We start from the raw sequence: 11,921 nt of genomic DNA on the forward strand, positions 1-11,921 counted from the left end.
CCGCGTTGGGGGGTCGCGGGCCCGGCGGGGTGATCAGGGCCTGCGTGCCTCGACGGCGGCGGTCACGGAGTCGGCGAGCGTGCGCTCGGGCCGGGAGGCGGCGCGGGCGCGGGACTCGGCGTGCTGCCGGTCGAAGGCTTCGGCGCGCTGCTGCGCGTCCTGCTGCCGGGCCTGCGGGCTGGAGTTCGCGGCGTGGCGGCCCATCACCGACCACCGCCAGCGGCTTCCACCGCGCGGAGGAGGGCGTCGAGCCGCATGGACAGGGCGACGGCCGCGCGGACCATGGCCTCGGGGTCGTGGATGTCGGCGCCTGAGTGCTCGGCGAGGGTGTCGTGCGCCATGTCGCACTCGCGGTCGACGTTGAGGGGCACGAGCGGCGGGCCGGTGATGGCGCGCAGCGAGGTGGTCTGGTCGCTCATCGCTGCCCCGTTCCGGAGCAGGGGGCGCAGCGGACCCAGTGCTGCCGGGTGACGCCGCCGCTGGAGGTGTCCTCGACTCGGCCGCCCTGGCCGTTGCAGGAGCCGCAGGGGCGCGGCTGGTCGGCGCTCACGCGGCACCACCCACGATCACCCAGATGTCGGGGCCGTACTGCGGGTGGGTCGTGCGGACGACGGTGAGCGGACGTCCCGCCGGGGTGGTGGTGTGCCACTCCTCGACGGTGCTGCCCTCGGGGGTGTCCGCGAGGTCGGCGGCGGCGTCCTGCGGGGTGGGGCGGCTCCAGACGCTGCCCCAGACGTCCCGGACGGTGATCTCGGCGGCGCCGTCGAGGGCGCGGCGCAGCGGGTCGTCGAGCCGGGCGGGCTCCGGGGTGATCGTCTCCGCGCGCAGCGGGGTACGGTTCTGCTGGTCCATGACGAGGTCTGCTCTCTGTCGTGGTCAAGTGCCCGGGGCGTTAGCGCGCCTCGGGGGCGTAGAGGGTCGGGCGGTGCGTACGCCTCCCGTGGTGTTCCAGCACCCGGGAGAGCTGCTGTCCGGCCCTCGTTGCTATTCGGTTGTCTGGTCCAGTGCGGACCGGTACTTCGCGATGGCCTTGCTGACGGCCTGTTGGGTGATGCCGAACTCGTTGCCGACGGCCGTCGCTGTTCCCAGCTCGGCGACCCCTTCGAGGAGTGCCGCAGCTCGGCGTTGGGACGCCTGCTTCGTCGCGGCGGCGAGCTGTTCCAGCAGCTCATCCTCCGCGCGAACCCGGTTCCGCCAGTCCGTCTCGGTCATCCCGAGAAGCATTACACAACCGGGGGTTGTGATGCAAGTGGTCACGGCTGCTCGTTCTCGCGGGTGTCGCGCGCGACCGCCGCGCCGACGAGCCGCTGCGCCGCGGCCAGGTGCCGGATGCACAGCAGCACCTCGCCGCCCGGGTCGACGGCCTCCGCCGTGCACTGCGTGTCGTACGCCTTCAGGTACCGGCACGTGATCCGTCGCTCCGTCATGACGCTTCCGCCCCCCTGTCGAACTTGATCAACGCCGCCAGCCGCAGCCACGACTCCGCCGGGTACACCGCCCCGCACCAGCGGCACGAGATGCTGCGGGCGCCCCGCATCCGCCGCAGGACCGCGCCGCACAACACCCCGTCCTCGTACGCGGCCGGGCAGTTGCCCACGCGCTCCCCGCGGTCCTCGGGCGGCTCGGGGTCCACCACGGACAGCGCGTCCCGCTCCAGGTCGCGCACCTCGCGCGCCAGTTCCCCGGCGGCCGGGTAGTCGGCGGCGATCCAGTCCAGCGTCATCCCGAGCCAGCGGGCCGCGACCCGCACCCGGTGGGCGGGGCGCCCCTCGGCGACGGGGAGGCCCCAGCCGCGGACGCGCTGCACGTCCTCGCGCCAGCCCTCCAGCACGCCGGGCATGTGCGCCACGTGCAGATCGAGGGCGCCCTCGTCGATGGGCATACGCGGGCCGGGCTGCCCGCGGCTGACGCGTTCGGTCGCACCGCGTACGGCGGGCGCCATGTGCGCGGTCAGCGCGTCGTGCAGGGCCGGTAGGCGTTCCAGGCGGGCGGCGGTGGCGGTGGCGCAGCTGCCGCACAGCTGGTCGTCGGTGTCGAGGTCGTTCTCGCACAGCCCGCAGGTGTTCACGGGGCCTCCGGTTCGTTGGTGCGTGCGGCTTGGTTGCGCAGCTTCTGGGCGTGGCGCTGGGCGAGGCCCTTCCGTCGTGCGGCGGCGCGGGCGACGCGCCGCCGCTTCGCTTCCTCGGCTCGGGCGCGGGCGGCGGCGATCCGCTCCGATATGACGTCGTCCACGTTCACGAGGCGCGCCCCGCGGGGGAGTGACCGAGCAAGCGGTCGGCGTTCTGTAGTGCCGTACACGTGTCGGTCACCATGACGGTCGCCATTCGCCGCAGCACCACCCGATAGCAGCGCGAACAGGGGCGCTGCGGGGAGCCCTTGCGCGGGTGCCGGCAGTTCTGGCGCATCGCGTCGTGGAGGGTGGCGACGGCCTGTTCGCCCTCCGTCTGCTCCTCAGGGGTGGCGATGGAGATCGGGATGTTCAGCCGCTCGGCGAGGGCCTGGCACGCGGGGCTCAACGGGGCCTTGATGTGCATCCGGCCGGGGCAGGTGGCGCGGAGGTCGTCGAGCAGTTGGCGGGCGATCCCGCGACGCCGGTACGCGGGCGCGACGTAGATCAGCTCGATGGCGTACCGGGCACGGTCGGCGGAGACGAAGCCCGCGGGCTCGCCGTCGACGTACAGGAGGGCCGTGTTCAGCCAGCTCGCGAACGGCACGCCGGAGGGGACGTGCCCGAGGCGGTCGAAGCCTTCGAGTAGGTAGCCCTCGAAGAGGTGCGTCAGGGCGCTGACGTCCCGGGCGGAGCGGTAGTCGAAGCGCGAGGGGGAGACCTGGGTTTCTGTCATTTCTGTCAGGCACTCCTTAGGTGTGTATCAGAGACTTCTTCTTCTTCTTTTCGCCATGACTTGTCCCAAATGAGGGGGTGCGGCATGTACCTGGGGGACGGCCTCCGCCCCCTCTGACCCTCTGCGCGTGGCTCCTCCGGTACGGGCGCGGCCCACCCGCGGTCCACCAGCACGTCGATGGCGGCGGTCACGGTCTCGGAGGTCACGCCCTCCGGCCCCCAGGCGTTTCCGTCGACCCCCCGCTGCGCGTCCCGGACGCTGAACGGCTGCCCGGCCTGTTCGGTCTTGCGGCGGCGCAGCCACTCCAGGACATCGCGGGCCGGGGCGAGCTGCCCGTCACGGTTCGCCCCCATCAGGTCGAGGCACAGGCGGGCGTGCTGGATGAAGTACGGGGCGAGGGCGACGGCCGCCGCGAACTGCTCGGCCGTGATGCTCTGCGTGGTGCTGTCCTCGTACAGGGCGAGCAGCCCGGCCACGCGCGCGATCTTCCCCGGCAGCTTGCTGCCCCAAGACGCCATCTGGTGCAGGTCCCCGCCCCTGCGCAGCCGCGGCTGAAGGCTTTCCTGGAACTGGTACATGGCCTCGCTGGCCTCGTCGGTGAACGCGATCACCCGCACGAGTCCGTTCTTCCACAGCTCGTCAACGAGCTGTTGCAGTCGCTCCTCCAGGTCCTGCACGAGGCGCCCCGGGATCGCGATGGAGCCGCGCGGGTCCTGGTGGCCGAGGCGGGACGACGGGAAGCTGTACAGGAACCGCTGCACGAACCCGTTGTGCAGCATCTCGTCGTCCTTCTTGCGGCCGAGCTGTTCGAGGATGACGGGCTGGATGAGCAGGCCAACGGCCAGGTGCGCCGACTCCATGGCGATGGAGTCGCGGCCGACGCGGTCGACCGGCATGGCCTTGCCGTCGTACGCGTCGAGCGCGAATCCCGTGTCGGAGGCGCCGCTGTTGTACAGGCCGCCCATCTGCTTGAGCAGCGTGCCCTCGGAGTGGATGACCGCCATCCGGCCCGCCTGCTGCGAAGCCTTCTGCGGCATGGCGGCGGGCGTGATGTCGCCGAACAGCAGCCGCGGCAGCGCCGGGACCGGGCCGAGTTCCGCCAACTGGCGCCGGGCGAGACGGGCCTCGTCCATCTTCAACTTGAAGGCGTCGGGCTTCGCCTTGACCGCGACCTTCTCCGCCTCGTCGAGCCGGGCCTGCGCCACCTTGAGCATCTGCTCCGCCTCTTCGATCTCCGGCAGGGCGTCCTCGCGCAGTCTCTTCTCGATCCGCCGCAACGCGTCACTGAACGGGCCCTCGGCGGCGCTCTTGCGCTCGCCAGCGCCCGCCACCGTGGCGGTCCACACGGACGACGCCTCGGTCCAGCCGGGGCGAATCCGGATCTGCACGCGCCCACCTACGGCGGTCGAGATGGCCGCGAGGGCGATCATCGCCGGAATGTCCGGGGCGACCTGCACCTGAGCGGTGACCGCGTCCACCACGGTCGACAGGCTGACCCCCAACAAGTCCGTGGGGAACGCGGTCAGGGCGGGGCGATCGATCGAGATCGGCTCCTCCCACACCCCCGAGAAGTGCCTGACAGAAATGACGGAATCCCCTTCGGGCTTCACGTCCTCCGTCCACTTCGGACCCGCCATCAGCCCACCACCGCCGCATCCTGCGGGTGCGGCGCGGGCGCCCACACCTGCACGAACTCGGTGTCGTTGTGGCCTGCCGCGAAGTGGTCGGCGGCGTCCTTCCCGGTGCGGGCCTGGACGACGTACACGGAGCGGGCCACGCCGAGCAGGGTCTCGACGACGGCCTCGGCGTGGGCCCGCCCCTTCTCGTCGCGGTCGGCGACGAGGGTGACGTCGGCGCCCTGGAGGTAGGCGGCGTGTTCGGCGGTCCACTTGCCGGCGCCCTGGGCGTTGCAGGTGGCGGCGAGCCCGTGGTCGACGAGGGCGTGTACGTCCTTCTCGCCTTCGGCGATCCAGATGACGCGCTCCTCGGCCTTCGCCTTCAGCAGCTCGGGGAGCCGGTAGGGGACGGTGGCGACGAGGCGGTTACCGCGGTCGTCGGTGAGGCGCCAGCGCCGCCCCGAGCGGGTGTCGTCGGCGGGCCGCCACTGCGCGAAGCACTTGTGGTCGCAGCGGGTGACGCCGTGGACGACGGCGCCGTGCTGGTCGCGGTACACGTACTGGGCGGTCCGCTTGTGGCCGCGGTCGTGGCAGGGAATCCACGTGTCGTCGGCGGGCCGGTCTCGGGGCCGGGGTTCGAGGGGCGCGTCGAACAGGTCGGATTCGGTCCAGCCGAGGGCGGCGAGGAACGCGGTGTTGCCGTCGCACTTGTGGCAGTGGATGACGACGCCGCCGTTGTTGCCGCGGCGGATGGCGACGGTTCCGGGGGAGTCGCCGTCGTGGCAGATGCCGCGGGTCCGCAGGCTGCCGCCTTGGTAGCGGGTGGGTTCGCCGCGGTCGCGGAGGAGGTCCGCGAGGCGGTTGAAGGCTACGGGGTCGTCGGAGTTCACGAACGTCTCTTCTCGTGCAGGTGGCTGGTGTCCGTGAGGGGCCGGGTCCGCGCCGTCGGGTGGACGGCGCGGGCCCGGCCGGGGTCAGCCCGTAGCGGGCGTGGTGTTCCAGGGGTCGGCCGTGGTGGGCGCGGCCAGATACCCGGGGACGGGTTCGGCGGCGGCCTGCCGGGCGAGACGCACCCAGCGGTCGACGCCTTCGACGAACAGCCGCCCGCCGCCGTGGGTGCCGGGGACCTCGATGTCGATGGAGGCGACCCCGTAGAAGGCGTGGGCGATGGCCTGTTCGAGGCGCATGCCGCCGACGCGGAGGGCGGTCGCGCCGATCTGGACGCGTACGTGCACGGCGTCGCCGAGGTGCCGGGACTGCTCGCGCAGGTCGGTGATGACCGCGCCGTGTTCCCAGTAGTCCTCGCTGGTGAGGTCGACGGCGACGACGTGCTGCACGCGCGGATAGGGGAAGGCGGGGTCCGGTGTGTTCACGACGGGTCCTCCGTCCGGTGGACCGGCCAGCCGGGGCCGGGTTGGGGTTCGGGGCGCCCGGCGAGGCGGGCCGGGGTGTGCTCGGGGCAGCGGTAGCCGATGACGTACCGGTGCACGTCGGTGCCGCTGCGGCAGTGGCGCCGCTCGTCGCCGATCCAGTGCCCGCAGTCGGGCGCGGCGGTGTCGCCGCTGGGGCTGTTCACTGCCGCCCCTTCTGGGCCAGGCGGTGCCGGAGGAGGTCGAGTTCGTCGAGGACGTTGGCGAGCGCGGAGGCGCATACGCCGTCGACTTCGGTGTCCTCGCGGATGGGCCGGGCCGGTTCCAGGGCGTCTTGGAGGACGTGTTCGTCGTCGAGCTGGAGGTAGGTGCCGACGGTGGCGGCCTGGGTGTCGAGCTGGGCGTACCGCTCCTCTTCGGAGAGGCGTACGAGGTAGGCGGTGAACAGCTCGTCGAGGGCCTGGGCGCGCTGCACGGGGGTGAGTTGGCGCCATGCCTCGTGTCCGATGAGGGTGACGTCGATGCCGCCGGGGTGGGCCCGGTGCATGGTGGCGCGCGCTTCCTGCATGGCCCCGTACAGGGTGGAGGTCGTCGACAGGTTGGCGGTGATGTCCTCGAACTGCTCGTCGTCGGTCACGCGGCGGCCCCCTGGGAGGTGCGGTTGCTGTGGAGGGCGGCGCGGATGCGGACCTTCTGCTCGTCGGTGAGGGGCGGGGCGGTGTCGACGATGGCGCGGACCCGTGCCCAGTACGCCTCGTCCTTGACGAGGACGGAGGGGGCCGGGCGGCCGGAGGTGGGGTCTCCGGCCGTCGCGGTCGTGGTGCTGTCGCTCATCGGTCACCGCCCGCGGGGGCGAGGGTGTGGGAGAGGATGTTGCCGCCGCCGTCGAGGTACGTGAACTCGACGTCGAGGCCGACCGGGGACGAGGCGACCTCGATGCCGCACACCTGGGTGACGAGGAAGCGCACCATGCGGTCGGCGGTGTCCGCCGCCATGCTGGACGGGACGACGATGATGAGGCGCCCGCTCTGGGTGTGGATCGCGGAGCCGTGGAATGCCGGGTCGTCGATGTCGACCGTGGTGAACTCGGCGCCGACCGCGTCGAGCAGTTCGGGCATGGGGAGGCCGAGGGCCTGGTCGATGGTGACGTTGCGCACGGCGATCACTCCCCGGCCTTCTCGGCGCGGGCGCTGGCGAGCAGCGCCTTCACCTCTTCGGCGGGGGCCTGGGCGGTGTCGAGGACGACATGTACGCCGCCGTCGCCGCGCTCGACGATGCGCATGGGCTCGCCCTCGGGCAGCGGGGCCACGGCGAGGGTGCCGCCCGTGGAGATGATGAGCTTCTTCGGGGGCTTCTCGTGCCAGGCGAGTTCGGCTCGCAGCAGGGGGTCGACGGCGTCCACGGTCGTCTGCCGGGGGTCGTACTTGGCGTGGAACGTGTCGTCGCGCCCGCTCAGGACGGCGAGGATGCCGGTGTCGTGCTGCTGCTCGTCGAGGTAGATGTGCGTGGTGCGGGCCATCTCGTCGACTCGCCTGGCGACGTCGAACAGCTTCTCGCGCTGCTCGGGGTCGGTGAGGGTGTCGGCGTACGCCCGGACGTCTGCGGCGGCGGCCCGCTGGTGGCCGATCCTGGTCGCGATCTCCAGCGTTTCGAGCCGGTCGGCCATGGCGCTCATCCGGACGAGGTGGGCGCGGATCTTGGTGATTTCGGCGCGGAGTCCGGAGGAGTTGAGGTCGGCCCATTCGCCGTCGCCCTCGAATCCGGCGCGGGGGCCGTCGCCGAAGTCGATGAGGTAGACGCCGAGGTAGCTCCTGGAGCGGCGCCCGGTGGGCGCGACGGAGATGGTCTCCGTCTGGTGGTCTCCGTGGTCTCCGGTCTCGATGCAGCCGGGGAAGGAGGCGCAGGCGGCGGAGGTGTTCGCGTCGCCCGCGTGCTCCCCAGCCCGGGAGCCTCGGCCGTGCGACTCGGTCGTGCCGTCGTGTTCGGTGTGGAGGACCTGGGGCCCCTCGTTGAGTGTGGCGATAACCTTGGACATGAGCCTTCTCGCCTTCTACTGAACCGTGGTGGACGTGCTGTTGTGCTCGCGTGACGTCGTCGGGGTGGCCGCCCCGACGACGTCCTTCTTGTTCTCCGGCCCGTTGCCGACCGGACGCTTCCTGTGCTGGCTCTGCCGCGTGCGCAGGATCTCGACCAGCTCCTCGACCGTCACCTCGTAGGCGTCGGCGAGCGCGAGGAGGGTTTCGGTGGCGGGACTCGCTACGCCGCGGCGCAGACGCGAGAGCGTCGACTGCGCGACGCCTGTGCGCTTGGCGATGGCGTAGCTCGTGTGGTCGCCCTTCGCGGCTGCCACTTCGGCGAGCCGCGTACTGGACAGGCGGTAATCGAGCATGGGCGTACTCCCCGTGTTGACTCGCACGCTATTGCGTACGTGCTAACAAGCACGCTACGCACACTAGGTGCGTGCTGGCAAGCACGTTAGGGGATGACCGAATGTCGTGCACGGCGTGTTAGCAGGGCTTTCTTTGTGTTACCGCTGGTCAGTGTGCGTCTTTGCAAGCATGCAAGTACTTGCTAGCGTGGACGTATGAGCCCACGCCACAGCCCCCCCACGTCCAGAGCCGAAGCGTTCGGAGCGTTCGTCTCCGCCGCGGCCCGCGACGCTGGATACGACATCGACAGCCCCCGCGGCGGCGGGAAGAAAGCCCTCGCGGAAGCGGCTGGCATGTCCCATGCGAGCGTGAGTCGCATGCTCGCGGGCATCAGCCTGCCCGACCCCGTGTTCTTCGAAGCCTTGGCGCGCGCCCTCAACGTGTCACTCGGTGAACTCCTGGTTCGGTCCGGGCTCGTATCCGAGGGGGCCAGCATCACCACCAACCCGGCTACGGGCGATATGACCGCCGAGGTTGCTGCGCGCGCCCTGGGGCTCCGTGATCCTCGCAGCATTTCCATGTTCCAAGCCATGGTTGAAAACCTGCGGGATCAAGAAGAGCAGTTCACCGACGAGCCGAGGAGGCGAAGCGCGTGAAGTATCACGAGGGATGTGACGGGTGCGAGAGCCGACGTGACATCAAGGAATTCATTAAGTCGGAAGTTGAGAACGGGAATTTCTCGAAGTGGGCCCATCGGACATACAGGGTAACGCAGGTCTACGGTTACACGATTTCTGTGGCTATGGTGATTTCCGGGTGCCTCAGCGCCTGGACCAGGTATGACGTCTTGCGGGCGCTCGCGGGCAGCAGTGGGAGCGATAAGTACTATGCGATCATGGTTGGACTGATCATGTTCTGGTTGGTCCGGCTCGTTGGTGAGCGAGTTACGGCGTCCTTTGTGATCAGGCGTGAGCGTGCCTTGCTTCGGGAAGAACGAAGGCTGTTCGCGGAGGAGCGGAAGGAATTGGTTAAGGAATGGGAGGAGAACGTCATCAAGGCATACCAAATTGCTTGGGACGGCTTGAGAAGGGAACGGAATGTCGACCCTGCGAACCCGCCCCGACTGCGAGTCGTCCGGCAACTGAACGACGATGACGGCGATACACGGGCCGGATAGCTTGAGTGACAGCGTCCCGCCTGGCTACCGTCGCCCCCGCTTCCAGTCGAAGTCGACGGAGTCGAGGTCGGTGTACGCGCCGCCGGGCATGCGCCCCGGGCGTCCCTTCCGCACGGTGACGGTGACGAGCGCGGCCAGGATCTCGCGCTGCTCCTCCAGCCCCAGGCCCTTCCACGCGGCACGCGGGTCGGGTGTGCCCACGACGACGGCCAGAGGGTCGCGGACCGCGGCGTCGGCGAGCTGGCGCCGTACGCCGTCCAACTGCCGCTTCGCGACTTCGCTTCCCGACGCGAGCTGCGCCGCGTCGATCTGACCGGCGCCGAACAGGCCGGACAGGTCCCCCAGGCGCTGCTGGATCTGCCCCGCCTCCGCCTGGAGGGCGGCGACGTCCACGTTCTCGGCCGCGGGCAGCAGCAGCTCGGCGGCATCGGGGCGGGACATGCGCTCCAGGATCACGTCCGTCACGTGCTCGTCGAGCTTGTCGGCCCGCCGGGAGACGTGCCCCAGGCGGCACCGGTACGACGGCCGTGAGGCGCCCCCGGACATTGAGCACACCATCGGGCCGGGGCAGCCGCAGCCGGGCACCCCGCAGCGGTACAGCAGCGACCCGAGCCAGCGCACCTGCCCGCCCGGTGTCGTACGCCGCCCCGGGTCGGTGAGCAGCGCGACGACGGCACGCCACTTCTCCTCGGGCACGATCGCCTGCCAGTTGCCGGCCCCGATCTCCTCGCCGCGGTAGACGGCGATCCCCGCGTTCCTCGGCCGCAGCAGTACGTCCCGCCACGACTGGTGCGTCCACGCGTTCCCGGCCGTCGTCAGCACGCCCTTGTCGTTGAGGTGCTTCACGCGGGAGCGCAGCGACGCCCCGCCGAGCAGCGCGTCGACCGAGTCGAGGACGCACCGGGCCTCGTCGGGCACGGCCTGGTCCATGTCGAGGACGGGCGCTTCGGTCTCGGCCCCGGTCTCGGCGTCCTTGACGGTGCGCGTCTCGCCCGTGGGCATGCCCCAGCCGAACGGCCGGAGGCCACCCGACCACTTCCCGGCCTTGGCCGCCTGGAGCCGGGCGCGGGCGACGCGCTCGGCCTTGTGCTCGGACTCGTGCCGGGCGACGGCCCCGAGGATGCGCGCGGTCATCCGCCCCGAGGGCGTCGACAGGTCGATGATCCCGGCCTGGCACGTGTGGGTGGACACCCCGCGCCGGTCGGAGATGTCGATGTACTCCTCCAACTCGGTGGGGGAGCGGTGGAGCCGGTCGGTGTGCCACGCGATGACGACGGTGGCGCGCCCGGCGTCGAGGTCGGCGAGCAGCTGCCGGTACCCCTTGCGGGGCTTCCCGGAGTAGGCGGACAGGTCGTTGTCGACGTAGGTGTCGACGATCTCCCAGCCGTTGCGCTCGGCGAGGGCCTGGCAGTCCTCGCGCTGGCGGTCGACGCCGAGGTGCGCGCCGGTCCGGTCCTGGCTGATGCGGACGTAGACGAGGGCGCGGAGCGGGGCTCCGGCGTCGCTTCGGGTGGGCGTCATGCCGTCCAGCATCGCACTAGAGGTGCTGTGGATAAAGTCTCGGGAAGACGACGCTGCTGAGCAGCCTGCTGGGGCTCGTCGGCCCGCGCGAACGGATCGTGCTGGCCGAGGACTCGGCGGAGCTGCGTCCCGACCACCCCCACGTCGTACGGCTGGAGTCGCGCGTCGCCAACCAGGAGGGCATCGGGCACGTCAGCCTGCGCGACCTCGTACGCCAGGCGCTCCGCATGCGACCCGACCGGCTGGTGGTCGGAGAGGTGCGGGGCAGCGAGGTGACCGACCTGCTCAGCGCCTTGAACACGGGCCACGCGGGCGGGTGCCTGCCCTAAGCGTACACGCATGAGTGCAGGTCAGGGGCCTACTCGGGGCCCTTAACTCTCGCGCGCATCCTGACCAGCAAGTTCCCCCAGTCCGCGCGCTGTTGGCTGGTCGCTCGGTCGTCCTTGTCGGCAAGGCTGGTGCGCTTGCCGTTGCCCTTCGGCGGACGCTTGCGCCCGGGTTTGCTCATCACAGTCTTCCTGTCAGCGCGGCAGCGACGATGAAGCCGCACAGTGCCGCTGAGATCGCTACGAATGTCGGCCACGCGATACGGCCCACAAGGCGTTTCACCATCGGATCGGCTCCCTCTTCCCGCCCGCGCACAGGGGGCACGGCACCTTGAACGTGTTGCGGCACGTGCGGCAGCCGAAGAACCCACAGCAGTCGGGACACCAGATCTCCCGCCATTCGGCGCAGCACCCGCAGTACGAGCGCACAGGCGCAGGCGCTTCCGGTGCGACTGTCACTAGTGCCCCTCCGGGTGTCTGCGGATGAATACGTTGCAGTCGCTGACAGTCGTCCCGTCTCCGCTGGCACGCGCCCAGCTACGCACCTTCGCTAGCTCAGCGCATCCGGCACAGCCTTCAACCGGCGCGGGCTCCAACTGGCCGAGTCGCAAGGGAAGTTCACCCGGAGCGCTCGGGTAGGTGTTCGGCTCACTCACGTCCAACCCCCTGGTTCGCTTCTGCCTGATGAGCAGTCAACGA

22 protein-coding genes and 1 pseudogene are annotated in these 11,921 nt (G+C 70.7%); 3 read left to right on the top strand and 20 right to left on the bottom strand.

Annotated elements, in window-relative coordinates; genetic code table 11:
• Positions 1-33: 33 nt before the first annotated feature.
• The 18 genes from D7M15_RS28510 to D7M15_RS16415 all read right to left on the bottom strand — a co-directional run bounded on the left by D7M15_RS28510 (position 34) and on the right by D7M15_RS16415 (position 8,218).
• A complete protein-coding gene (locus D7M15_RS28510; protein WP_165906272.1) occupies positions 34-204 on the bottom strand; it encodes a hypothetical protein in 171 nt (56 codons plus the stop codon).
• Positions 204-419: a hypothetical protein gene (locus D7M15_RS16350; RefSeq protein ID WP_121518195.1), complete on the bottom strand. Its 216-nt coding sequence runs from the start codon at positions 417-419 to the stop codon at positions 204-206. The genes D7M15_RS28510 and D7M15_RS16350 overlap by 1 nt, the downstream gene beginning before the upstream one ends.
• Entirely contained in the window at positions 416-550 is a 135-nt protein-coding gene (locus D7M15_RS29425) for a hypothetical protein (RefSeq protein ID WP_276314458.1), read from the bottom strand. Before D7M15_RS29425 ends, D7M15_RS16350 begins: the two co-directional genes overlap by 4 nt.
• Entirely contained in the window at positions 547-852 is a 306-nt protein-coding gene (locus D7M15_RS16355) for a hypothetical protein (RefSeq protein WP_121518196.1), read from the bottom strand. Before D7M15_RS16355 ends, D7M15_RS29425 begins: the two co-directional genes overlap by 4 nt.
• A 132-nt stretch (positions 853-984) precedes the next feature.
• On the bottom strand, positions 985-1,212 hold the full coding sequence (locus tag D7M15_RS16360; protein ID WP_127201762.1) for a hypothetical protein: 228 nt from the start codon (positions 1,210-1,212) through the stop codon (positions 985-987).
• 41 nt (positions 1,213-1,253) lie between these two features.
• Positions 1,254-1,427 carry a hypothetical protein gene (locus D7M15_RS28515; protein ID WP_165906273.1) on the bottom strand — a complete coding sequence of 58 codons (174 nt, stop codon included), beginning with the start codon at positions 1,425-1,427 and terminating at the stop codon, positions 1,254-1,256.
• A complete protein-coding gene (locus tag D7M15_RS16365) occupies positions 1,424-2,068 on the bottom strand; it encodes a hypothetical protein (RefSeq protein WP_121518198.1) in 645 nt (214 codons plus the stop codon). The genes D7M15_RS28515 and D7M15_RS16365 overlap by 4 nt, the downstream gene beginning before the upstream one ends.
• Entirely contained in the window at positions 2,065-2,238 is a 174-nt protein-coding gene (locus tag D7M15_RS28520) for a hypothetical protein (RefSeq protein ID WP_165906274.1), read from the bottom strand. Before D7M15_RS28520 ends, D7M15_RS16365 begins: the two co-directional genes overlap by 4 nt.
• The gene (locus tag D7M15_RS16370; protein ID WP_121518199.1) at positions 2,235-2,843 is read right to left on the bottom strand and encodes a GNAT family N-acetyltransferase; all 609 of its coding nucleotides are present in this window, start codon (positions 2,841-2,843) and stop codon (positions 2,235-2,237) included. Before D7M15_RS16370 ends, D7M15_RS28520 begins: the two co-directional genes overlap by 4 nt.
• 5 nt (positions 2,844-2,848) lie before the next feature.
• Positions 2,849-4,480, bottom strand: coding sequence for a YfjI family protein (locus D7M15_RS16375; RefSeq protein ID WP_121518200.1), 1,632 nt, complete (start codon positions 4,478-4,480; stop codon positions 2,849-2,851).
• The gene (locus tag D7M15_RS16380; protein ID WP_121518201.1) at positions 4,480-5,349 is read right to left on the bottom strand and encodes a toprim domain-containing protein; all 870 of its coding nucleotides are present in this window, start codon (positions 5,347-5,349) and stop codon (positions 4,480-4,482) included. Before D7M15_RS16380 ends, D7M15_RS16375 begins: the two co-directional genes overlap by 1 nt.
• An 84-nt stretch (positions 5,350-5,433) precedes the next feature.
• A complete protein-coding gene (locus D7M15_RS28525) occupies positions 5,434-5,832 on the bottom strand; it encodes a hypothetical protein (RefSeq protein ID WP_165906275.1) in 399 nt (132 codons plus the stop codon).
• The gene (locus tag D7M15_RS16390) at positions 5,829-6,035 is read right to left on the bottom strand and encodes a hypothetical protein (protein WP_121518202.1); all 207 of its coding nucleotides are present in this window, start codon (positions 6,033-6,035) and stop codon (positions 5,829-5,831) included. The genes D7M15_RS28525 and D7M15_RS16390 overlap by 4 nt, the downstream gene beginning before the upstream one ends.
• Complete coding sequence (locus D7M15_RS16395; protein ID WP_121518203.1) at positions 6,032-6,466, bottom strand: hypothetical protein; 435 nt, start codon at positions 6,464-6,466, stop codon at positions 6,032-6,034. The genes D7M15_RS16390 and D7M15_RS16395 overlap by 4 nt, the downstream gene beginning before the upstream one ends.
• Positions 6,463-6,663, bottom strand: coding sequence for a hypothetical protein (locus D7M15_RS16400; RefSeq protein ID WP_121518204.1), 201 nt, complete (start codon positions 6,661-6,663; stop codon positions 6,463-6,465). The genes D7M15_RS16395 and D7M15_RS16400 overlap by 4 nt, the downstream gene beginning before the upstream one ends.
• Positions 6,660-6,986 (bottom strand): hypothetical protein, encoded by a 327-nt coding sequence (locus D7M15_RS16405; RefSeq protein WP_127201763.1) that lies wholly within the window; start codon positions 6,984-6,986, stop codon positions 6,660-6,662. Before D7M15_RS16405 ends, D7M15_RS16400 begins: the two co-directional genes overlap by 4 nt.
• A gap of 5 nt (positions 6,987-6,991) precedes the next feature.
• On the bottom strand, positions 6,992-7,864 hold the full coding sequence (locus D7M15_RS16410) for a hypothetical protein (protein WP_121518206.1): 873 nt from the start codon (positions 7,862-7,864) through the stop codon (positions 6,992-6,994).
• A gap of 15 nt (positions 7,865-7,879) precedes the next feature.
• Complete coding sequence (locus tag D7M15_RS16415) at positions 7,880-8,218, bottom strand: helix-turn-helix transcriptional regulator (protein WP_121518207.1); 339 nt, start codon at positions 8,216-8,218, stop codon at positions 7,880-7,882.
• A gap of 195 nt (positions 8,219-8,413) precedes the next feature.
• On the opposite strand from D7M15_RS16415, the gene D7M15_RS16420 reads away from it, so the two are divergent.
• Together D7M15_RS16420 and D7M15_RS16425 are read left to right on the top strand one after the other, a co-directional pair.
• The gene (locus D7M15_RS16420) at positions 8,414-8,854 is read left to right on the top strand and encodes a helix-turn-helix transcriptional regulator (RefSeq protein WP_121518208.1); all 441 of its coding nucleotides are present in this window, start codon (positions 8,414-8,416) and stop codon (positions 8,852-8,854) included.
• Entirely contained in the window at positions 8,851-9,375 is a 525-nt protein-coding gene (locus D7M15_RS16425) for a hypothetical protein (RefSeq protein WP_121518209.1), read from the top strand. Before D7M15_RS16420 ends, D7M15_RS16425 begins: the two co-directional genes overlap by 4 nt.
• A gap of 24 nt (positions 9,376-9,399) precedes the next feature.
• On the opposite strand, the gene D7M15_RS16430 is transcribed toward D7M15_RS16425, so the two are convergent.
• Positions 9,400-10,896 (bottom strand): recombinase family protein, encoded by a 1,497-nt coding sequence (locus tag D7M15_RS16430; protein WP_121520874.1) that lies wholly within the window; start codon positions 10,894-10,896, stop codon positions 9,400-9,402.
• Between the two features lie 41 nt (positions 10,897-10,937).
• Here D7M15_RS16430 and D7M15_RS16435 point away from each other — a divergent pair.
• Positions 10,938-11,216: pseudogene (locus D7M15_RS16435) on the top strand (ATPase, T2SS/T4P/T4SS family); the annotation flags it as partial.
• A 464-nt stretch (positions 11,217-11,680) separates the two neighbouring features.
• Here the strand turns inward: D7M15_RS16435 and D7M15_RS29065 are convergent.
• Positions 11,681-11,878, bottom strand: coding sequence for a hypothetical protein (locus D7M15_RS29065; protein ID WP_121520876.1), 198 nt, complete (start codon positions 11,876-11,878; stop codon positions 11,681-11,683).
• Positions 11,879-11,921: the final 43 nt, after the last annotated feature.

The organism is Streptomyces sp. Z26, from assembly GCF_003665095.1.
Classification (GTDB): Bacteria; Actinomycetota; Actinomycetes; order Streptomycetales; family Streptomycetaceae; genus Streptomyces; species Streptomyces phytohabitans.

Bases quoted from the DNA above. Each gene is read 5' to 3' on its own strand.
- D7M15_RS16410 (WP_121518206.1), bottom strand. From the start codon at position 7,864: ATGTCCAAGGTTATCGCCACACTCAACGAGGGGCCCCAGGTCCTCCAC.
- D7M15_RS16360 (WP_127201762.1), bottom strand. From the start codon at position 1,212: ATGACCGAGACGGACTGGCGGAACCGGGTTCGCGCGGAGGATGAGCTG.
- D7M15_RS16415 (WP_121518207.1), bottom strand. From the start codon at position 8,218: ATGCTCGATTACCGCCTGTCCAGTACGCGGCTCGCCGAAGTGGCAGCC.
- D7M15_RS16375 (WP_121518200.1), bottom strand. From the start codon at position 4,480: ATGGCGGGTCCGAAGTGGACGGAGGACGTGAAGCCCGAAGGGGATTCC.
- D7M15_RS16350 (WP_121518195.1), bottom strand. From the start codon at position 419: ATGAGCGACCAGACCACCTCGCTGCGCGCCATCACCGGCCCGCCGCTC.
- D7M15_RS16400 (WP_121518204.1), bottom strand. From the start codon at position 6,663: ATGAGCGACAGCACCACGACCGCGACGGCCGGAGACCCCACCTCCGGC.
- D7M15_RS16355 (WP_121518196.1), bottom strand. From the start codon at position 852: ATGGACCAGCAGAACCGTACCCCGCTGCGCGCGGAGACGATCACCCCG.
- D7M15_RS28515 (WP_165906273.1), bottom strand. From the start codon at position 1,427: ATGACGGAGCGACGGATCACGTGCCGGTACCTGAAGGCGTACGACACG.
- D7M15_RS28510 (WP_165906272.1), bottom strand. From the start codon at position 204: ATGGGCCGCCACGCCGCGAACTCCAGCCCGCAGGCCCGGCAGCAGGAC.
- D7M15_RS16370 (WP_121518199.1), bottom strand. From the start codon at position 2,843: ATGACAGAAACCCAGGTCTCCCCCTCGCGCTTCGACTACCGCTCCGCC.
- D7M15_RS16430 (WP_121520874.1), bottom strand. From the start codon at position 10,896: ATGACGCCCACCCGAAGCGACGCCGGAGCCCCGCTCCGCGCCCTCGTC.
- D7M15_RS16420 (WP_121518208.1), top strand. From the start codon at position 8,414: ATGAGCCCACGCCACAGCCCCCCCACGTCCAGAGCCGAAGCGTTCGGA.